Genomic DNA, 21,054 nt, shown 5'->3' on the forward strand with positions numbered 1-21,054 from the left:
GGAGGAGCGCGACTTCTTTACTTATTGTACAGTTTGTTTAATGTCCGCAATGATGTCACTTTGGTCAAGCTCGAGTCCATTGTAGCGCCGCACGACTTCGTGATCACCATTGATAAGGAAAAAGCTTGTCGAGTGGACGACTTCTTCTGGTGTATCACCATGTGCGACCGGAGAACGAAATCCTTCCGCTGAAAAGTCGACAATGGTTTCGACGTCATAGCCAGTTAAAAAGGACCATTGATCGGTGGCAGCGTTAATGTTGTCAGTGTATTGCTTCAGGTGAGCGGGTGTGTCTTTCTCCGGATCGACTGAGAAAGTGACAAAATGGATGTTAACGTTGTCCTTTTGTAACTGTGTCTGCAAATACCTCATGTTAGGGATCATTGTTAAACACACCGTTGTACAACTAGTGAAGGCAAAGCTTGCCAGCCAATATTGTCCGTCCAAGTCTGCTCGTGAGAATGATTCATTCTCTTGGTTTGTATAGGAAAAATCAGGAACAGTCAGCCCCGCCTCAGTCGCATCGAATTCAGATGAATGCCCAACCTCATACATCCAACTGCAGCCACTGAAAATGATAAGTAAAGCACAACTTGCTATGATGAAAATGTGTGTGCGTCCTTTCATGAAAATACCCTCTTTATCGTAAATTTAATGACGAGGAATATCACTAATCGTCATTTCACCGTCTTGGAGTTTTTCCTTTTTAAGCCATTGTTTAAACACATAGCCAATCATTGTCCCGTACACAATTTCTTGAAATACTTTCATTAACACACCAGCCAATTGTTGGTCTGTTCGTGCATCAAAGAAAGTCATGGATCTCGGTCCTCCGAACAGTGATAAAAGTGCGTCAGGTCCAACGTTTCCTGGCAAGCAAAAAGCCATTACTTTTGACCAAATAAGTGGATCAGTATACGTAGCATACATCGCTTCTGGTGCAAAAATAATGAGTGCGCATGCTGGGGTAATGAGGAGACCATTTGCAAAAATATAGAAAATACGTCGCAAATCTGGTAGTTTATACCCATTAGGTAACGGTGCAAGCATAAACCACCACATGAGGGCACTTGCTCCAAGTAATAGCCATTGATAGCCGCTATGTAGAAAGGGTGCTTGCATCAGCGTATCAAATATCATGGGAACATGGTAAAATGAAAACAGCCCATTAAAAAGTAATAGCGCGACAATGGGATGCCAAAAAAAATGACGAATCTTTTTTGCAGGTAATTTTGCATCGAGAAATATGTACCATGATTTGGGTATCCCAAGCAAAAGCAAAGGAACGGCAATAAAATAAGTAAAGACCATTTGCAACATATGAAATGTCATCATGACATGCCCAGCGACGAAAAACGGACTGCCCCAGCCAATATAAAGGGCACATAATCCTAATAGGAACAGGATCGGTCGCCCTTTTTTTCGTGCAAACCATATATATAATAGCGCAATGCTCAGGAGAGCAAATGCGAGTTCAGGTGTCCAGAGGGCGCGAAAACTGAGTTGTGATAACAACATTTCCACGGATATCCTCCTCCTTTATGGGTCGACAAACGTAGGACCGTGCTATTGCAAGACTATACCATTTTACTATAGCATAAAACAAGGAGAGAGAGAAATGACGTTTGCGGCATTTTTGTTACTTTTATTCTAGAGAGGAAGTTAATTTATGAGTGTAAGACATTTGATCGCGCTTGATTTGGATGGCACGTTGTTGCCTCGCAATCAGCAAATATCTCCCCGAACAAAGCGCGTATTACAAGAAGCAAGAGATGAAGGGCATGTCATTGTGATTGCAACAGGTCGCCCGTATCGTGCAAGTAGCAAATATTATCATGAGTTAGCGTTAACGACACCGATTGTAAACTTTAATGGGGCTGAGGTGCATCACCCGAGCAATCCGCAATATCCGAGAACAACTGCTTCTGTCAGTTTAGAAACGACGCATCATTTATTAGAAATATGCGATACGATTGGTGTAGAAAATGTGATGGTAGAAATGTCGAATGAATTTTACGTAGCACGAAACCATGGTTTTTTCATAGAACATTTACCAGGTTATACAGAACCCGCAGGCGTTGGATCATTACGTTCGCTCGTCCAAGCACCCCCGACGACGATGATGATTCAGTTAGAGAAAACACATGTACCAAGGATTCAAGTAGCATTAAATGAGTTGGGAGAATCGGATATTTTACATCGGTGGTGGACTGGCGACACGCATGTTTTGGAAGTCGCACCAAAGCACGTTTCAAAAGCAAGTGGTTTAAGCACAATCGCAGAAGCATACGGTGTGGAGCAGGCGCGTGTCATTGCCTTCGGTGACCAAGTAAATGATATGGAAATGATTGATTATGCGGGGCATGGCGTAGCGATGGGGAATGCAATTGATTCATTGAAGGAAATCGCGACAGCGGTGACGAAAACAAATGAGGAAGATGGGATTGCGCATTACTTAGAAAAGATATTATAACTAGTATTTTACTTGGATACAACATGCCCATGTCAGGCTGATGAGGGAGGGGAAATTTTGACGGCAACAGATATGATTGAAGTAATTGAATTGACATCCACATCGCCATTACAGACGAGGCAACAGCTCATCGCGCTATTTCAAAAGCAGCTCCATGAGATTACAACGCCGCAAGCTTTGGCGCAAGTGGAGGAAATGCTGGAGAGTGTGCTTGTACCTCAGTCTCAAGCACACTTGTTTGTAGCGCAGCTTGGGGGAGAAACGATTGCATTTGCCTTTTTTAACGTCCTTGTGAGTTTCCAAAAAGGAGGATCTTATATTTGGCTAAATGAGTTATATGTAGAGGATGCATACCGCAACCGAGGCATCGCTAGAAAATTGTTGTTAAAAATTGTTTACTGGGCTGAACATCGGAAAATGAAAGGGATTGAACTGGAGACGGGTTTGAATAATGAGGCAACAAAGGCATTGTATAACTCCCTTGGCTTTTACGAGGTTGTCTCAAAGCGATACAGTTTCCGCTTTTAAAGTAAGTTTTTGCATAAAAAAGGAGAAAAAGACGGCCATAATGAGCGTCTTTCCTCCTTTTTTGTGTATTAATAACAAATCTAGACATTCGTTTGAAGAATGCCCAATTTCTTTAAAACTGGGCGTTTGGCTTCTTTTTTTTGGTGCTGGTACATAGGATAAAGCAAGCTAACAAAAACGCGAGACAGGTTGGTTCATCTCATCTAAAGGAGGCTAGGGCATGCAGGAGGCTGATATCTTAATTGAATTTAAAGAAATTTCAATTAATCTATCGAAGCCAGCGCTTCATCGTTTCATTAAACAGATGATACGAGATCATTATCATCTTCATTGGCGCTATGACGCAAGTACCATATATTTGATGCTCCAGTTGGATGATGAGATGAACGAATTACCGTTTGAGCGAAATAAAGATTTTTTAACATTACGCGCAAACAAACTATGTATGGATGATCAGATTTTGGCAGAAGCTGTCGAGCAGTTATTACGAACAGAAAAAGGAGATGGCATTGTTAAGCGTATGGGTAGGGGCCCGATATCTATGACGTCTTATCAAAGTGGAGATATTGAGCTAATGATTGAAATAGATAGGAGTGAGAAAGGCATGACGAATAAACATGGGTCCATGACGCGTTACAAAGACAGTGGGGAAACGCTGAGGCCAGAGACGATTTATAATGTAACAATGATGGAGATTGATTACGCATTAATGGAGTTATTTGAGGCATTGGAGCTAAAAGACAAAGAAAAAATTGCATTGCAGAAACAGCGATTAAAAAAACTGGTATCAAAGAGAAAAGAGGTGGAACAACTGTTGTGATGAAATTGAAAGTCTGTTGCTGGCAAGCACACAACTGACGTGCTTGCTTTTTTCGGGGGAACAAAAGGGATAAAACGATACATATTAATAAATTCGTGCCGCATAAACAATGATAAACAATGATGGCACCTTTTATTTTAGAGCGAAAAGCATTACAATGAAAGGATACGGTGTAAGTAGGGGGTGCAGTGAATGAGAGCAGACAAGAATGATGTGTATGCGCGTATGATTAAGGAAGTGGAAAGAGCAGCGCAAAAGATTTACCGAAAACTTGTCTCTACGTTATATACAGCACCTGTACATATTGAATCACTTGTAAATGAATGGAAGAGAAACGAGGCGCAACTTTTTGAAGAAGCACCTTTATTTGTTTATATAGCCTGTCTTGAACAAGTTTTTTCCTTTGTGACATTAGAAGAATTGGTGCGATATGAACGGCGGTTTACTGATTTTGCACGCGGTATCACTGCAAACGTGAAGCAATTGCTAGAAAAACAAGATTTTAAGTCAAATGAACAATTTTTGACGCAAATGATTGTAACCAAATATAGTCGACATGCACGAGAGGAACGATCCCCGTGGACAATGTTGTTTCATATGTGGCAAGAAATGGCACCGGAGGAAGAGCTACAAAAGATAAAATTACAACTAGAGGAGCTGTATCCATTTAAGGAGGCAGCAAAATCCGCACAACTTGTCTGTGCCTATTTTTTTGTGCGTCTTCAAGAGGAAGAGCGCGCGCTATTAAGTTTGCAAGCACGTTCGTATGAGATCGAAACACAAGATGTGGCGATTCATATTGAACACTTGTCTAAGCGAGCACAATATATTGCTGTGAAGCGGTGGTTACAGGCATTGTTTCCTGGACAATCGATACATTTTGGTGCGCTGCAAATATATGCTGATCAAGCGGAAGTGGCACTTGCAGTACATCCAGAGGAAACGTGCATAAAAGTATGGAACCGATTTGTACAAAATCCAAGTGAGCGCACATTTATGATGTTGGTAGCGCCGTTAAATGAGACACAAACGGAGATCATATTACAAGATGTGCTGCCACGTTTACGCGCACGCTTGTTTTCTGATGGCGTAAGGTTATCATATGTGCAATTGTTGTATCGCTATCGCCGTTATGAGGAAGCAATGACATATTTTCTTGTGGATGAAGATCAGCCTTTCATGCTTTCCTCAGTGAAACGTGCGCTGTTACAGGCAGCAGCTGAAAATTACCCAGAGCAAGCAAAACCTATCTATCACCAATTTATTGTTCGTTTTGTGGAGAAAAGATCTCGTAAGCACTATATTGAAGCCGTGAATTATACAGTACAATTGCGTAAATTGTATGAAGCAACAAGTGATATGGAGCGATATGAGCATTTTCTTGAAAAATTAAAAGTGATGTACCGGACATCGCGAGTGTTTATAGAGGAGTTGAAGCGACGTGCCTGAGGAAAAAGTCATATTGCATGCTGGATGGTTAGCAAATGATGTGTTTATTTGGGGTGAACAAATGACAAATAAGCGTTCAGTGCAAACGGGCTTTGTGTATCCTTTTTTATTCGAGGCCTTTGAGTTGCGTTTGCGGCTTTACCGAGAAGATCCATCATCGTTCTATGGTACATTTATCCATACTACGCGCGCCCTAGTAGAAACGCCATTACATGGGCGCTTATTTCAGTCATTAGTTGGTGAATCGACCGTATATCAGGCAGATAACGATTGGAAAACGTATACATTTCCGGTTGAGGGCATTCGCTTATCAGTAGACGATCTTGCACAGCAATATGCTTTTTTGAAGACACGTGTGCACGATACACAATTTATTTTAGGAGACGATTTTACAGCTTTGCTTGTGTTTATTGATCAAGTACTGGATTTGATTGAGCGTGGGGCTGTTTGCCCGACAAATGAAGGGGCATGGGTACTTACGGTAGATGATGCATGGTACGAACAAATGAAACAACAATTTCCACTCGTATCTTATGCATTACGCTTAGAACAGTCAGCGGGGGTAAAGCCAGTTCAATTTTCAGTGGAGCGAGAAGAAACGGTTTTAAAAAGATTAGCAGATGCGGTTGTCCGTATGCTGATTGACAAGCCTCGTGTAAAGCCCGCATTTGTAAAGTGGCAATCATCTGTAGACGAAGTTTGGCAACCGTTTGTCGACCAATTAGGACACGGGCATAGGGGCAAGAAAGGACAAAAGAAGGCAAGGCAATCGATGCTTTCATCGCTAGGAATCACAGATGCAGTGCCATTTCAAACAGCGCTTACGCTTGTTGCGCCAAAGCAACCTGAAGAGGGTTGGTCAGTCTCATTGTCTGTCATTGATGTCAACCGTCCGGACATGATTGTGCCACTTGCACAAGTAAAAAAAGGTGCCCATCCGTGGCCAGTGGATCCGATGCCGAACATTCACATACACGTACAGACCATCTGTGTCGAAGTGCCTCTATTACAAGGGCTATCAGTTTCATCCCCGCAAGTATGTTTATCGGCTGACGAAGCATATACATTGTTTACAGTATATAGTGAACGCTTAAATGCACTTGGCGTTGAGCTCATTGTTCCAAAATGGGTGAAGAATCGATCACCACTTCAAGTTAAGATAAAAACACCTACGCAACTTCATGAGCGTTCTGTCGATCCTTTACTTAATTGGCAGACTGTCGCACATTTTGAATATGAAATTGCGCTTGGAGATCAGAAGATGGACCAGGAACAATTTCAAGCTTATGTAAATGAAAAACGCCCATTTATTCATGTCAACGGGCAATGGATTGCTTGGGATCCGATATTGGCATCGCGGTTACAGCAATATATGACTGAAATTCAGCAAAAGTTTTCATATATGGATGGATGGAAATGGTTTCATGAAGAAGATCCTGTGCAAATATGGGACGATGTCCATTTTGGTCTGGAATGGTCAGGAGAAATGAAAGAAAAGTTGATGATGCTCTATCGTGGCCAACCTGATGCTGTCGTGTTGCCACCAACAGTCGCTGACTCATTACGTCCGTATCAAAAACGAGGTGTCGAGTGGCTCGTTCATTTACGGCGTATTGGATTTGGCGGTTGTCTAGCGGATGATATGGGGTTAGGAAAATCATTACAAACGATTGTGTATATGCAATATGTGTTAAAGGCGCAACGAAAAGAAGGAAAGGAAGTAGCCCCATTTTTACTCATCGTGCCGACATCGTTACTATACCACTGGGCAGAAGAATGTCAGCGCTTTGCCCCAGAGCTACGCGTGTTTATCCATCACGGAAATGAAAGACTGGCTTTGGATGATGAACAACCTTTGAGAGTTGATGTTGTGTTAACATCGTATATGCTTGCGTGGCGTGATCAGTCCCTTTTTACGTCCGTTTGTTGGAATGGGCTCATATTAGACGAGGCGCAGCATATGAAAAATAAAGATACAAAACAACGGAGAGCGATACGTCGGATCGAAGCAACCCATCGCCTCGCATTAACGGGGACACCGATCGAAAATCGGTTGCAAGAACTATGGTCATTAATGGATCTTCTAAATCCATCTTTGCTCGGTTCGTATGCTTCATTTCAGAAGAAATACATTCGACCGATTGAACGTGATGGCAGTACAGTGCAACAGGAAACATTAAAAACATTCATTCGTCCATTTTTATTGCGACGGACAAAAGCAGATCAAGAAGTCGATATTCATTTGCCTGAGAAGCGGGAGGTAACAGAATACGTAACACTATCACAAGAGCAAGCGGCACTATATCAGGCAGTTGTCGATGATATTCGAACGCGTATCAAAAATGTCTCACGTGGAGAGCGACGCGCTGTTGTGTTACGGGCAATGACACGATTAAAGCAAATTTGTAATCATCCAGCGCAATTTTACAAGCGTTCGCAGACAGAGGCGCATGAGTCACGGAAATGGGATGCTGTCCTTGAAAAAGTTGCTGCGATTGCGGCGACAAAAGAAAAAGTGCTCATTTTTACACAGTATAAGGAAATGGGCAAATTGCTTTGTAAGGCATTGCAGCAGCAATTAAATCAACCTGTGCCATTTTTACATGGCGGGTTATCTCGAAAAAGGCGGCAAGAGGAAGTGCGGCAGTTCCAAGAGGAAGAGGACATTTGTGCGTTTGTTTTGTCACTTAAAGCAGGGGGAACGGGCTTGAATTTGACAGCGGCGACAAATGTGATTCACTATGATCGATGGTGGAACCCGGCAGTAGAAAATCAAGCAACCGATCGGGTGCATCGCATTGGTCAAACGAAGAACGTGTCTGTTTATAAATTTGTTACGACAGGGACGTTAGAAGAACGTATTGATCAACTGATTTTACGAAAACAGACACTGGTGGAAGGGATGCTAGCGCCATTGTCTGTTCCTTTAACAGAATGGAGCGATGAGGCGTTGTTGGCACTCATTCAGCTGTCTAACGAGGCGGGAGGAGGATCATGAGTGAAAGGCGTGTTTGTGTCATTTTGGGAGAAAGCGGCAACAACAGCAATCCCAACAGTAGAAGTAGAGAAGAACATGACGGAGTCAGGAACAAAAGAATGGCGGGCATTCATTTCTGCGCTGCAAGCGGAGGCGAAACGTGTAAGAGAAGAACGTTGTAAGTGATTGTCTAGATGAGTTGAGAAGTTTTTTTGAAAAGTGTATATTTGCCCTGTCTTTTTTAGGGGTGGGCGCATAAGGTAAGCATGAGGTCATATCAACCTTGTGAAAACCTGTCATGTAGGAGCGATTAGTCATGTCTGTGTATGTGCGGTATGTCGATCTTGATGGCTGTACGAACCGTTGCCTCTTACCAGAGCGCCCAAATGGATTTGCAATTTTTTTCTTTGCGGATCATGGCATTGATCGTGAGCTGCCCTTGAATCGATGCGAACCCTTGTTAAAGTGTTTATTGAAAGCGGGCTACACTGTGTTTACGTCTTCTTTGTATGGTGCTCATTGGGGGTCCAAGAGAGCGGTCCTGCATACAAAGAGACTGTTACACATGTTTTTAAAGCAAGAAACGGTGAATCGACGCATTTTTCTTTTGGCAGAAGGAGCCGGTGCGCTTGTTGCAAAACAATTACTATATGAGTCAGGGATTGAATTACGGGCTGTTGCTTTACTCAATCCAACCTTAAGTTTAAAATCTTACTTTGAACAAGAAGTAATGAATGATATAGATAGAAAACGTTATGAACGCGCATTGTCAGTGGCACATGGTGTTGCATTGCCAATTACAATGGCATGGTTGAAGAAACAAGACAATCTTTATCATCAAAAAGGGTTGCTAGCGCCAGTACGTATTTTTCGTCGACTTGTAAACAAAACACAAACATTGGCACCTTTACCAGAATCTGAACAAGTTGATGTTCACTTCTTGCCGACAGCTATTTCTAGTGAAGCGCTCGCAAAGCAACTTGTCGTTTTTTTTAAACAGTTTCAATAAAAAGAGTAGCAAACGAGGGGGAATCGATAATGGAAACAGTGGCAGTGGTCGGTGGATTAGGGTTCCTCGGTTTTCATCTATGTCGACGGTTGTTAGACGAAGGATACAAGGTGATTGCCGTGGATCCTTTACATACAGATCGAGCAAAAGGGCAGTTGGAATTAGAAATGTATTTGGGGCGGCATGCGGAATTTCAATTTGAACGAGTGGCGATTGAAGACTATCAATTGCCAGAAAGTGTGACAGCGGTTATTTACGTAGCAAACTTTGTAGATGAACATACGTCTTCACTTGAGGCAACGTTTCTTCAATGTAATGAAGAACGGCGCGTAATCATTGCTATGTCAGTTAACGAAGTATGTGCAAAGCAAGTAGAGGTACATGCAGAAGCGCGAGGGTTTGACTATATGCTTTTACAGTTGCCACTCATATACGGCTTACATCAATCGCAAAAGACAGAGGAAATGCTTTTGGGTGCGCGTGAGGCAGCGGATACACCTGACTGGTTATATATTGAAGATGCAATAAGTGTGTTGTTGTGTGCCTTGACGTTGACAGGGAGTCACGTCTGTAAAGTCGGTAATTGTGAGCAAGTACGAGAGGATGAAGAGGAAGAATCACTGTGCCCATTGGTGTTTGAGCCTGCATACACATTTGACGAAGGATTTGTGGCGTGGCAAGAGGAGAAAAAAGAATGGGCGCGGCAGCAAGCGTTGGAAGATGAGCAGTAAGGGAGTGAGACTTTATTGATGATCATGTTTACACGATGTATATATGATAAAGTGAATACTCATGATTGGGCTTTGGTACATCTCCTACGAGAGGAGATGGCGCCATGCCGTATATGAATCGCTGTCATTCACGGTTGCGACGAATAATGTCGAGCGCTTGAAGAAACGTTTAAGCAGCCTCAGTCCTGTAGAATGTAGGACTCAAGCCGCTTAGCTCAATTTTGTTACTTGATAGGGGGAATTCAGCATTTACCGTCTGGGGCGTTTCTCTAGGCGATTTCTTAGTGATATGACTTATACGTCATTCCAGTTCGAATACGCAAATGTTGTTTTTGTACCTATTTCGTACTACTCTACTTGAAAGAAAGAGTTCTCATGGAATGTCATATCCGGATACTTCTCTACCGCTGTCCGCATTTGGTAGTCATTTTCAAATAACGCAACGAGTCGCCCTTCACGATCCGTGACGAGGTTACGTTGTTTGTTTGCGAAGTTTGCCATGTCGGTTTCCGTCCCTGTGACCCAACGAGCGAGTGAGAACGGTTGTCGTGTTAACGTAATGTCAACGTGATATTCGGACTTTAGTCGATGCTCTAGTACTTCAAATTGCAAGACGCCGACAACACCGACAATTTGCTTTTCGAGGTGGCTGTTGTACGTACGGAACAGCTGAATCGCGCCTTCTTCTGTTAATTGTTGTAACCCTTTTTCATACGATTTATGTTTCAATGCTTCTTTCACGTGAATTTCAGAAAAATGCTCTGGTGAAAAGTGTGGCATTTCATTAAAGGTAAACGATGTGCCTTCGACGAGCGTGTCCCCAATCCGAAAGGAGCCAGAATCAAATAATCCGATAATATCGCCAGCATAAGCGGTATCGATTGTGCTACGTTGGTGTGCTAAAAATTGCGTTGGTTGTGCAAGCTTGAGCGTTTTGTTCGTGCGCGCGTGCTTGACGCTCATGCCACGTTTAAAAGTACCGGATGTAATGCGTAAAAATGCAACGCGATCACGGTGTTTGGCGTTCATGTTTGCTTGAATTTTAAAGACAAAGCCAGAAAATTGATTGTGCGTCATCGGATCAATTAGTCCAATGGAACTTTCTCTTGGGGTCGGTGCAGGTGCTAGTTTTAGGAAATGGTTTAAAAATGTTTGTACACCAAAGTTAGAGATGGCACTTCCGAAAAAAACGGGTGTCAATGTACCAGCAGCGATTTGCGTGACATCATAAGCATCCCCAGCTATATCTAATAAGGAAAGCTCTTCGCGAAATTGTTCAACAAGCGCTTCGTCGCCAATGACGTTATCAATGGTTGGATCATTAGGTCCATCGACAGAGATGATATCAATGTCTTTTGGGTTTTCCGGATTAAAGCATTCGAGTTGTTTTTCATGACGATTGTAGACGCCTTTAAAAGAATGTCCCATCCCGATTGGCCAAACCATTGGATACGCGCGAATGCCAAGTAATTGTTCAAGCTCTTCAAGTAAGTCAAATGGATCGCGCCCTTGGCGGTCTAGTTTATTAATAAACGTAAAGATCGGGATCTCTCTCATTCTACATACTTTAAATAACTTTTTCGTCTGAGCCTCGACCCCTTTGGCGGCGTCAATGAGCATTGTTGCCGAGTCAGCAGCGGTAAGCGTCCGGTATGTATCTTCGGAGAAATCTTCATGCCCTGGTGTATCGAGGATATTGACGTGATAGCCGTCATAGAGAAATTCTAATACAGAGCTCGTAACAGAAATCCCCCGTTGTTTTTCAATTTCCATCCAATCACTCATCGCATGTTTGGATTGTTTGCGTCCTTTTACCGTTCCTGCCTCACGAATCGCACCGCCAAAAAGAAGGAGTTTCTCTGTTAAAGTTGTTTTCCCGGCATCGGGGTGCGAAATAATCGCAAATGTGCGTCGGTTGGCTATTTCTTGTTGTGTATTTGTCCCCATGAAAAGTTGGACCTCATTTCTACTGATTAGATGAGTTCATTATAACAATCTTTCGTGGATCCAACAAACTGGACTAGACAGTGACATAGATTGTTTGCTAATATTAGGATGAGGTACTAATTCCAAGTACTTGTTTATATATCAAGGAATGGAAAGGTGTGCTCATTCATTCCTCATATATAGGAGAGGGAGCGAGGCGGATGGCAAAAGCAGGGATTCTAAGTATGGGGCGTTATGTGCCGGAAAAACGTGTGACAAATGAAGCGTTAGAGCAAATGCTAGATACAACAGATGAATGGATTAGAACACGAACTGGAATAGAAGAGCGCCGAATTGCTGAAGGGATCGAAACATCGGAAATGGCTTATGAGGCAGCATGTCATGCGTTGCAGACAGCAGAAATGGCAGCTGAAGCGTTAGATCTCATTTTGGTGGCGACAGTGACACCAGATATGCCTTTTCCAACCGTAGCAACGATGATTCAAGAGCGCTTAGGTGCGAAAAATGCGGCGGCGATGGATATTAGTGCAGCGTGTGCTGGCTTTATTTATGGTGTTGCAACAGCGGCACAATTTGTAGAGACAGGTGCGTATCGCCATGTCCTCGTCATTGGTGTTGAAAAATTATCAAAAATTACCGATATGGATAATCGTAATACCGCTGTGTTATTTGGCGACGGTGCGGGTGCATGTATTGTCGGCCCTGTTGCTGATGATAAGGGGATTCTTGCTTTTGATTTAGGTGCAGACGGCAGTGGCGGGATGCACATTCATCAGCAGGGGAAACATATTGAGATGAATGGGCGCGAAGTATTTAAGTTTGCCGTGAGACAAATGGGGGATGCATCTATCCGTGTACTCGAGAAAGCCGGATTAACGAAGGAAGATGTTGATTTTCTTATCCCACATCAGGCTAACATTCGGATTATGGAAGCGGCACGAGAACGGCTTGATTTACCATTAGAGAAAATGTCGGTGACAGTAAACAAATATGGTAACACTTCCTCAGCATCTATTCCAATGGCACTTGTAGAAGAACTAGAAAATGGTAAAATTAACGATGGAGATGTCATTGTTTTAGTTGGTTTTGGCGCAGGACTTGTATGGGGTTCTCTTGTTATGCGCTGGGGGCGCTAATTGATTGATGTAGAAATGATCATAGAAAGGGCGAATCAAAGTGAACAAAAGACGTGTAGTTGTAACAGGACTTGGCGCGGTAACACCGCTCGGGCTAGATGTAGAAACTTCTTGGAAACAAGCGGTCGCAGGTGTATCTGGGATCGGGCCACTGACGCGTCTTGACAAAGATGCGTTCCCGATGAAGATCGCAGCAGAAATAAAAGACTTTGACCCATCGGAATATATTGATCGTAAGGAAGCACGTAGAATGGATCGCTTTACCCAGTATGCGGTTGTAGCAGCAAAACAAGCATTAGAGGACGCGAAGTTTGAGATTACAGATGAAAATGCGGATCGTATTGGTGTATGGATTGGTTCAGGAATTGGCGGGATGGAAACGTATGAGTCCCAATTCCGGACTTTTTTGGAGAAAGGGCATCGCCGCGTCAGCCCGTTTTTCGTGCCGATGATGATTCCTGATATGGCGAGTGGGCAAGTGTCCATTTCGACGGGCGCAAAGGGACCTAATTCATGTTCTGTGACAGCATGTGCATCAGGAACAAACTCTCTTGGTGATGCATTTAAAGTGATCGAGCGTGGTGATGCAGATGCGATGCTCGCTGGTGGCAGTGAAGCACCTATCACAAGTATGTCGGTCGCCGGTTTCTGCTCAGCGAAAGCAGTCACAACAAGTGAAGACCCAACAACAGCTTCGCGTCCATTTGATCGGGATCGTAGTGGTTTTGTAATGGGAGAAGGTGCAGGTGTACTCCTCTTAGAAAGTTTAGATGCTGCCAAAGCACGAGGCGCGCACATTTATGCAGAAATTGTTGGTTATGGCTCAACGGGTGATGCTTATCATGTGACGAGTCCAGCCCCAGAAGGAGAAGGTGGCGCACGCTGTATGCAAATGGCATTAGATGATGCAAACATTGCACCTGAAGAGATTCATTATATAAATGCACATGGAACAAGTACGGAATTAAATGATCGTTTTGAGACGAAGGCAATTAAAACCGTTTTTGGTAAGCATGCATATGATTTGGCAGTGAGTTCAACGAAATCGGTGACTGGTCATTTACTCGGGGCAGCGGGTGCGGTTGAAGCGATCTTTACTATAAAAGCGTTAGAAGATGGCATCATGCCACCGACGATGAATTTAGAAAACCCCGATTCGGATTGTGACTTAGATTATGTGCCGAATGAAGCGCGGAAAGCGGATCTACAGGTTGCGATGAGCAATTCATTAGGGTTTGGTGGGCATAACGCGACGCTCGTGTTTAGAAAGTGGGTAGAGTAAGCAAAAAGCAGGGAATTTCCTGCTTTTTTACGTCCTGCGACCGTTCCCCCAAAGCTCCTCCTAAAAAATATGAACGAGCGCTCAATCACATGTATCTCTTTTGCGGAAAATGTCGTATAATAGACAATGATGACTCGTGGTGGAGGGATATAGATGAGATGGCAAGCGTTATATGAACAAAAAAAGAGGGGTACAGCATTAGAGGCATTGTCAAGCATCGAGGCTGGTGTGGACATTGTTTTGCCACTTGCTGTTGGGGAGCCGCGCGTGCTCGTTGAAGCACTTCCGCAGCATGAAAAGCTTGCAGGAAATCGTTTATTCCAAATGTTATCGCTTGGTCCCGTCATTGACGTCGATCCAGCGCGATTAAAAATTATTTCCATGTTTCTTGCCGGAGATGAGCGAAAAGCATTTTACAATAAGAAGATTGATCTGCTTCCAAACCACTTTTCTGATTTACCAGCGCTTTTGCAAGAGATTGCGCACCAACCTGTTGTATTAGCAACGGTTTCAAAAATGGATGATGATGGTTATTTTTCGCTCGGGACAAACTGTGATTATGTCATGTCTTTAGTTGAATCAGGGGCAAAAGTGATTTTAGAAGTGAACGAGCATATGCCTTATACGTATGGGAAAAACCATATTCACATTGAAGCGGTAGAGGCGTTTGTGGAAAGTACACGGTCACTTCCGGTGACACCTGAAATTCCACTTCGACAAGAGGATGAGCAAATTGGGAAGCGCATTGCAGCACTCATTAATAATGGCGCGACGTTACAAATTGGTTTTGGGGCGATCCCTAATGCAATTATGAATGATTTACGTGAGCATAAAGACTTAACGATTCACACCGAGATGATTCCTGATAAAGTCGTCGATTTAATGGAAAGTGGTGCAGTGACAAATGTGAATAATTTGCTTGCGCCAGGCACAATGACCGCTGCGTTTGCTTATGGAAGTCAGCGGCTATATGACTTCATGGATCACAATGAATCGATCCGAATGATGCCGGTTGACGAAACGAATAATAGTTGTCTCATGCGTGAAATGAGCCACCTATTTACGATTAATGCAGCAGTCGAAGTCGATTTGCTTGGTCAATGTAATGCGGAAACCGTTGCTGGTTCGTATTACTCTTCGACAGGTGGACAGGGTGATTTTGGTATCGGTGCCCGTATGTCGCGTGAAGCAACAGGTGTCATTTGTTTGCATGCGAGCGCAAAACAAGGTGCGATCTCCAAAATTGTCTCCCGTCTATCACCAGGAGCAGTCGTGACAACATCAAAAAATGATGTAGACATTGTCGTTACTGAGTATGGTGTCGCAAAGTTACGCGGCAAAACGATTCGTGAACGGGCAGCTGCGCTCATTGCGATTGCGCATCCAAACTTCCGTGAAAAGCTGACGCAGGAAGCACGGGAGATGGGATATTTGGATTAACAAAAAGAGGAGGTGCATGGAAAAAACCATGTACCTTTTTCCATTTAGGTGAAACTTTTATAAAGTTTGATTCGTAAATAAAGAAAAGTGAAAAAAGGAGGGCTTTTATGTCAGCGCTTTCAAAATGGACGGTAGTGTTGCTTGCTTTATTGATGCTCGGTGCTTGTAAACAAGGTGCCCAGGTAGACATTGAAGAGGAAGTAGAGAAGATGGTTGATTCCATGCTGGAACAGGATTTTAGTCACATTCACAGCAATTTCTTTGGAGAAATGGCTCAAGGAGAATATTCGATTGCTGACCTGGAAGAGTTGTGGGAGACTTATATTGCAGACGCAGGTGCTCATGTGGATACGAAGGTGGAAGTGGAAGAGCAAGAGGAATCGATTGTGGTGCATGTCGTACTTACATTTGAAAACGTGGTCGTCAAGTTCGAACTTACTTTTTCTAATCAAGGGAAATTACGTGACATTCAGGTAACAGAAACGAGTTTAGCGTTACCTAGTCATGCGGTGGAAGAAGACATTACCATTGGTGAGGGGACAAATTATTCATTGTCAGGGAAATTAACGATTCCAGGGAATGTGGAAGGACCAGTGCCGGCCGTTGTGATTGTGCATGGTTCGGGCGGTAATGATATGGATGGCGTACCAATGTTTCCATCACAGACGTACCGAGACATTGCTTACGGACTGGCTGAACAAGGGATCGCCTCCATTCGGTATGATAAGCGCACATTCGTTCATTTGCCAGAGCTGGTTGCTGAGTTTGGTGCGCGCTTTACTGTATGGGAAGAAACGATTGAAGATGCGCTATTTGCGACCGCGCTTTTAAAAGAAGACGCGCGTATAGATGCAGATGCTGTCTATCTTGTCGGCCATAGTTTAGGGGGCATGTTAGCGCCGAGAATGGATGTCGAAGGTGGAGATTTTGCGGGATTAGTCTCTCTTGGTGGGAGTCCGCGGACGTTTTGGGAAATATATTATGACCAACTGTTAGAGTTTGGGGCGGAAAAAGATGAAGAAGAACGAGTAGAATGGGAAGCATGGCTCATGTCGGAGCGGGAAAAAGCAGAGAAACTACTTGATTGGACAGAAGAGGAAGCTGAAGCAGAAACAGTGTTTGAAATGCCAGCATTTTACCTTCGCGACATGTTGACATTTGATATGGAAGAGTATATGCATACACTTTCTAAGCCGTTGCTTGTATTACACGGTGATAAAGACGCACAAGTTCGGACGGAAACAGACTTTGTTGTGTGGCAACAGCTGCTTGCGGGGCAGGAAAAAGCAACATTAAAAAATTATCCGCAGTTGAACCATTTGTTCGTGCGAGAGGCGCCGAATAAAGAAAAATTTGCTGGTTATCAAGTACCGGCTTATGTTGCAGAAGAAGTCATTGTGGATATGGCGGAATGGATGAAACATTGATAGGGTGGAGGAAAGAGACGATGAAAGACTGGATTGGAAAATTGGTAATGATCAGTCTTAGAAAAGGGTGTTGAAACTTTCAATTCATCGTGAGCATAGGATATAATGAAGATGGAGTCTTAGTCCCTGGCTATGTCACAAGTTGGAGATGAGCGTGATGGCTACAGAAAAAGTTATTGTGTTTTACGATGGTTGGTGTTCTTTTTGCAAAAAAAGTGTTGCGCATTTGCGGAAGTGGGATCGACGTGGGCGGTTACAGTTTCTTTCTTTTCGTGAGGAGGGAATCACGGAGCGATATGGGTTAAATGTCGAGCGGTTGGAGCAGCGCATGCATACGTATGAATTAGACAAAGATCGGGTGAGAGAAGGCATTCATAGCATCCGTGTCATTGCGCGCCAAGTGCCTCGCTTACGTGCATTTGTACCACTCTTATGGGTGGCATCTGTGATAGGGCTTGGTCAATTTGTGTATGACCAGATTGCCGCCAGGCGCACAATTCTGCCGACAGGCGGATGCGAGGATGGTGTATGTCAAGTACCGTCCTTACAGCAACAAAAAGAGGAAGACGGGTGAGCTACTGGTTTGCGATATAATCGCTGAGCCATGTTGTCGCCTCTTTTTTTGTCGTCACTTCACCATTGAGTTGTGCACATGTGAGCGCAAACAACCAGTGGGAAAAGTGAGGACTGGGTGTGTGTCCTAATGTTTGTAAGTCTTTTCCCGATAAAAGAGGTGTGCATGTGACTTCTTTTCGCTGTTGTACGTAAGTAAGCAAGCGCGTTTGATCTTGATGAGAAAGTGCATAAGCTGCAAATATGATACTTTCATCAGAAATAAATGCAAGTAGTTGATGAAGCTCTCCTTGGGTTGTTGTCTTATTCACCTTATCCCACGAGACTGTGCGCCATTCTCGTTGGCGCCTTTTTTCTATCTTTGTACGTTCATACTTTTCAAGTGGCGCACCGCATGATAGTGCGAGCAGTAATTCAAACGGTTGTAGCTTCCCTGCCTCATTAAGCTTGTAAACATGGTTCCAGGCGTCTGACGTTGGTTTTTTCCCAAAAAGCGTATGCCATACATGAAGTGCGTCAAGCATACGGCTCCCGTTATATAAACCGCGTTCTTCGGTTAGTCGTTCAAGCTCGGTGTAAAGCCTATCAGCGCTAATCATATGTAACGCATCACCAACATTTTTAGCGTATGAGACGGTCGCTGGATCAAGTTGGAAATCAATTCGTAAAGCGAAGCGCACAGCACGGAAAATGCGTGTTGGATCATCTTGAAAGCTTTTTGGATGGAGGACGCGAATGGTTTTTGTTTGTAAATCATTGTGTCCATGATACAAATCTATGAGTTCACCAAAGCGCGCGCAATTTAAACAAACAGCGAGTGCATTAATGGAAAAATCGCGCCGAGCCAAATCTTCCGTAAGAGAGGAACGAGTGACGCGTGGGAGTGCGCCAGGGTGGTCGTAATATTCTTTTCTACAAGAAGCAATATCAATGATTTTTTTGTTGTTTATCCATGTCGCTGTTTGGAAATGATCGTGTATATGTACTTGCCCACCATATGTTTGTGCAAGATGGTTGGCAAATTGCGGTGCGTCTCCTTCGACCGCAATGTCAAAGTCTGTATGTGGACGCGAAAGTAGTAAGTCCCGCACACTCCCACCGATAAGAAAGACCGGGAGTGTCATTTCATCCGCTTGCTCAGCAATCTGTTCTAAATAAGATACACGTGATGTGCCAAAATAAGTGATAAATGTGTTGCGTGTGATATGTGTCAACGGTGTATGTACTCCTCTCTAAACAGCAGTTATGATTAAGTATAGCAAAAAAGCCATGATCCTAGTCTACTAGAATGATGGCTTTTTACTTTTATCGCGCAAAAACATGGTTGCCAATGACGATGGTCCGTTCTCGTGTAGCAACCCAACTGCTTGTGGCTGTAGCAGGATTATAAAAATAAAGTGAACCTTGCCCTTGTCCACGATAAGCAAGTGCTTCATTGACAGCCCGTCGTGCTTCTTCATTTGGGGTTTGATAAATCGCACCATCCAGTACAGGAGAGAATGCGTAATGCCCAGATGGCATGACTTGATAAATGACATCATGGACGTTGTTTGGATAGGATGGATGATCCACGCGGTTTAATACGACAGCAGCGACAGCGACTTTTCCTGCATAAGGTTCGCCCTGCGCTTCAGCATGAACAAGCTTAGCCAACAATTCCCGATCTGCGTGAGAAACGGCAGCAGGGATCGTGATCGTTCTCCCAGTGTAAAGTGTTGGTTCTTTCATGTTGTTAATCCGCATAATTGCAGCTTGTGGAATTCCGTACCGCTTACTTAAAAGGTAGATCGTATCCCCTGACTGAACGGGATGTGTTAAAGTCTTTGCTTTTACTTCAGTGATGGATAAACAGTGAATGCTGATGAATCCGATCAATACATATAAAATCTTTTTTAACATCGTAGTGTCACCTCTTAATTTAAAACGATCAGATAAAATGCACATAGTTAATCACTATTTTAACAGAAATGAGTATAGAAAAAGAGAGGTAAAGTTGTCCATTTTTTTATGAATCACAGTTGTAAATAAAGAGGCATGTGGGCGCAAACCCTTTTGTTACAACGATGTAACAAGAAAAGCGCGTCATTACAGTTGTGTAACAGTTCAAAGAAATTTCCAGCTGTATTTTTTATTCCCATTTGTAATGGAAGTTTTCATACCAAGGTTCATTCCACTGTCATAAATGAGACTCAGTTGGTATTACATGAATCTTTTACCATAGAAACAGGTGATTTTCCTATGCTACGATGCACTCAAGAACAAATCAATGACGGCGCTGTGAGAAAGAAATGCGTGCGAACTTATAGGAGGACGTTAAGATGAAAAAATTATTGATTGCTGGAATTGCAGCAGCAACGTTGGCGGGGTTCTCGTCTACAAATATGGCAGAGGCTAAGGCAGGTGTTTATGTATCTGTCGATGGTCCTTATGTTTACAAAGTGAAGAAAGGCAACAGCTGGAACAACTGTTATTCACTAGGAAGCATGTTGCGTGATATGAAAGTGACGTATAAGCGTTTGGATCGAGGCACGATGAACTTGCAAGCTTTGTTAGAAGAATTGACTGCTGGTGAATGGTCAAAATACTTAACTGTCACACCAACACAACATAAGCCTGAACAAAAAGAACAGTCACCAACAGAAGAAAAGGCGCCTGAGAAGAAAGAAGAAAAGGAACCATCCACAACACCTGAACCAAAACAAGAAGAAAAAGCACCAAAAGAAGAGGTACCAGTAGAAACCAAAGAACCTGAGAAAAAAGAAGAAGTACCAACAGAAACAAAGACACCGGAGCAGGAAGTTGAAACACCTGCACCAGAAGAAGTAAAAGAAGACAAAAAAGAAGAAGTGGAAACGCCAAGTGAACTGACGCAAGAAGAACAACAAATGGCAGATTTAGTGAATGAAGCGCGGACGCAAGCGGGCTTAGCGCCATTAAAAGTCAATATCGATTTGACAAAAGTGGCACGTGTGAAATCGCAAGACATGATTACAGGAAATTATTTTTCACATAATTCCCCAACATACGGTTCACCGTTTGATATGATGAGCAGCTTTGGTATCCAATATCGTTCTGCAGCTGAAAATATTGCAGGAAATCAAACGGTAGAAGCAGCGCATCGCGCACTGATGAATTCTTCTGGTCACTACGCGAATATTATGGGAGATTTCACAGAGGTTGGAATTGGCATTGTCGACGGTGGTCCTTACGGAAAGATGTTTACACAAATGTTTAAAAAGTAATCTTAAAAAGGCTGACTGGA

Annotated in this window: 19 protein-coding genes; 14 read left to right on the forward strand and 5 right to left on the reverse strand. The window is 43.3% G+C overall.

The features are described from left to right. Positions 1 to 21 precede the first annotated feature (21 nt). Both BLT29_RS00880 and ctaG read right to left on the reverse strand, forming a co-directional pair. Positions 22 to 627, reverse strand: a complete 606-nt coding sequence (locus BLT29_RS00880; protein WP_245700963.1) for an SCO family protein — start codon at positions 625 to 627, stop codon at positions 22 to 24. Positions 628 to 651: 24 nt separating this feature from the next. Continuing rightward, positions 652 to 1,524, reverse strand: coding sequence for a cytochrome c oxidase assembly factor CtaG (ctaG, locus tag BLT29_RS00885; protein WP_437182614.1), 873 nt, complete (start codon positions 1,522 to 1,524; stop codon positions 652 to 654). 145 nt (positions 1,525 to 1,669) lie between these two features. On the opposite strand from ctaG, the gene BLT29_RS00890 reads away from it, so the two are divergent. The 8 genes from BLT29_RS00890 to BLT29_RS00920 all read left to right on the forward strand — a co-directional run bounded on the left by BLT29_RS00890 (position 1,670) and on the right by BLT29_RS00920 (position 9,987). Further along, positions 1,670 to 2,473 carry a Cof-type HAD-IIB family hydrolase gene (locus BLT29_RS00890; RefSeq protein WP_090774422.1) on the forward strand — a complete coding sequence of 268 codons (804 nt, stop codon included), beginning with the start codon at positions 1,670 to 1,672 and terminating at the stop codon, positions 2,471 to 2,473. Positions 2,474 to 2,530: 57 nt separating this feature from the next. Further along, positions 2,531 to 3,001 carry a GNAT family N-acetyltransferase gene (locus tag BLT29_RS00895; protein WP_245700965.1) on the forward strand — a complete coding sequence of 157 codons (471 nt, stop codon included), beginning with the start codon at positions 2,531 to 2,533 and terminating at the stop codon, positions 2,999 to 3,001. Between the two features lie 220 nt (positions 3,002 to 3,221). Next, positions 3,222 to 3,821, forward strand: a complete 600-nt coding sequence (locus BLT29_RS00900) for a YkzI domain-containing protein (protein ID WP_090774423.1) — start codon at positions 3,222 to 3,224, stop codon at positions 3,819 to 3,821. 192 nt (positions 3,822 to 4,013) lie between these two features. Next, positions 4,014 to 5,270 (forward strand): hypothetical protein, encoded by a 1,257-nt coding sequence (locus BLT29_RS00905; protein WP_090774424.1) that lies wholly within the window; start codon positions 4,014 to 4,016, stop codon positions 5,268 to 5,270. Then, positions 5,263 to 8,268 (forward strand): DEAD/DEAH box helicase, encoded by a 3,006-nt coding sequence (locus tag BLT29_RS00910; RefSeq protein ID WP_090774425.1) that lies wholly within the window; start codon positions 5,263 to 5,265, stop codon positions 8,266 to 8,268. The genes BLT29_RS00905 and BLT29_RS00910 overlap by 8 nt, the downstream gene beginning before the upstream one ends. Next, the gene (locus BLT29_RS13225) at positions 8,269 to 8,433 is read left to right on the forward strand and encodes a hypothetical protein (RefSeq protein ID WP_176763723.1); all 165 of its coding nucleotides are present in this window, start codon (positions 8,269 to 8,271) and stop codon (positions 8,431 to 8,433) included. Between the two features lie 130 nt (positions 8,434 to 8,563). Further along, entirely contained in the window at positions 8,564 to 9,256 is a 693-nt protein-coding gene (locus BLT29_RS00915; protein WP_090774426.1) for a hypothetical protein, read from the forward strand. A gap of 29 nt (positions 9,257 to 9,285) precedes the next feature. Continuing rightward, the gene (locus tag BLT29_RS00920; RefSeq protein ID WP_090774427.1) at positions 9,286 to 9,987 is read left to right on the forward strand and encodes an NAD-dependent epimerase/dehydratase family protein; all 702 of its coding nucleotides are present in this window, start codon (positions 9,286 to 9,288) and stop codon (positions 9,985 to 9,987) included. Between the two features lie 348 nt (positions 9,988 to 10,335). Here BLT29_RS00920 and BLT29_RS00925 read toward each other — a convergent pair whose 3' ends face one another. Next, positions 10,336 to 11,934, reverse strand: coding sequence for a peptide chain release factor 3 (locus tag BLT29_RS00925; protein WP_090774428.1), 1,599 nt, complete (start codon positions 11,932 to 11,934; stop codon positions 10,336 to 10,338). Positions 11,935 to 12,134: 200 nt separating this feature from the next. Between BLT29_RS00925 and BLT29_RS00930 the strand changes: the two genes are divergently transcribed. The 5 genes from BLT29_RS00930 to BLT29_RS00950 all read left to right on the forward strand — a co-directional run bounded on the left by BLT29_RS00930 (position 12,135) and on the right by BLT29_RS00950 (position 17,793). Next, the gene (locus tag BLT29_RS00930) at positions 12,135 to 13,070 is read left to right on the forward strand and encodes a beta-ketoacyl-ACP synthase III (protein ID WP_090774429.1); all 936 of its coding nucleotides are present in this window, start codon (positions 12,135 to 12,137) and stop codon (positions 13,068 to 13,070) included. Between the two features lie 40 nt (positions 13,071 to 13,110). Then, positions 13,111 to 14,352 carry a beta-ketoacyl-ACP synthase II gene (gene fabF, locus BLT29_RS00935; protein ID WP_090774430.1) on the forward strand — a complete coding sequence of 414 codons (1,242 nt, stop codon included), beginning with the start codon at positions 13,111 to 13,113 and terminating at the stop codon, positions 14,350 to 14,352. A gap of 153 nt (positions 14,353 to 14,505) precedes the next feature. Further along, the gene (locus tag BLT29_RS00940) at positions 14,506 to 15,792 is read left to right on the forward strand and encodes an acetyl-CoA hydrolase/transferase family protein (protein ID WP_090774431.1); all 1,287 of its coding nucleotides are present in this window, start codon (positions 14,506 to 14,508) and stop codon (positions 15,790 to 15,792) included. A 107-nt stretch (positions 15,793 to 15,899) separates the two neighbouring features. After that, positions 15,900 to 17,219: an alpha/beta hydrolase gene (locus BLT29_RS00945; RefSeq protein ID WP_090774432.1), complete on the forward strand. Its 1,320-nt coding sequence runs from the start codon at positions 15,900 to 15,902 to the stop codon at positions 17,217 to 17,219. 157 nt (positions 17,220 to 17,376) lie between these two features. Continuing rightward, the gene (locus tag BLT29_RS00950) at positions 17,377 to 17,793 is read left to right on the forward strand and encodes a thiol-disulfide oxidoreductase DCC family protein (RefSeq protein ID WP_176763724.1); all 417 of its coding nucleotides are present in this window, start codon (positions 17,377 to 17,379) and stop codon (positions 17,791 to 17,793) included. Between the two features lies 1 nt (position 17,794). Here BLT29_RS00950 and BLT29_RS00955 read toward each other — a convergent pair whose 3' ends face one another. Both BLT29_RS00955 and BLT29_RS00960 read right to left on the reverse strand, forming a co-directional pair. Next, complete coding sequence (locus tag BLT29_RS00955) at positions 17,795 to 19,006, reverse strand: CCA tRNA nucleotidyltransferase (RefSeq protein WP_090774434.1); 1,212 nt, start codon at positions 19,004 to 19,006, stop codon at positions 17,795 to 17,797. Positions 19,007 to 19,097: 91 nt separating this feature from the next. After that, positions 19,098 to 19,691, reverse strand: coding sequence for a cell wall hydrolase (locus tag BLT29_RS00960; RefSeq protein WP_090774435.1), 594 nt, complete (start codon positions 19,689 to 19,691; stop codon positions 19,098 to 19,100). A gap of 419 nt (positions 19,692 to 20,110) precedes the next feature. Here BLT29_RS00960 and BLT29_RS00965 point away from each other — a divergent pair, with 419 nt between their 5' ends. Next, on the forward strand, positions 20,111 to 21,034 hold the full coding sequence (locus tag BLT29_RS00965) for a CAP domain-containing protein (RefSeq protein ID WP_176763725.1): 924 nt from the start codon (positions 20,111 to 20,113) through the stop codon (positions 21,032 to 21,034). The last annotated feature ends 20 nt before the right edge of the window (positions 21,035 to 21,054 follow it).

It is taken from the genome of Shouchella lonarensis (assembly GCF_900096965.1).
In the GTDB taxonomy this organism is placed as follows: domain Bacteria; phylum Bacillota; class Bacilli; order Bacillales; family Bacillaceae_D; genus Shouchella; species Shouchella lonarensis.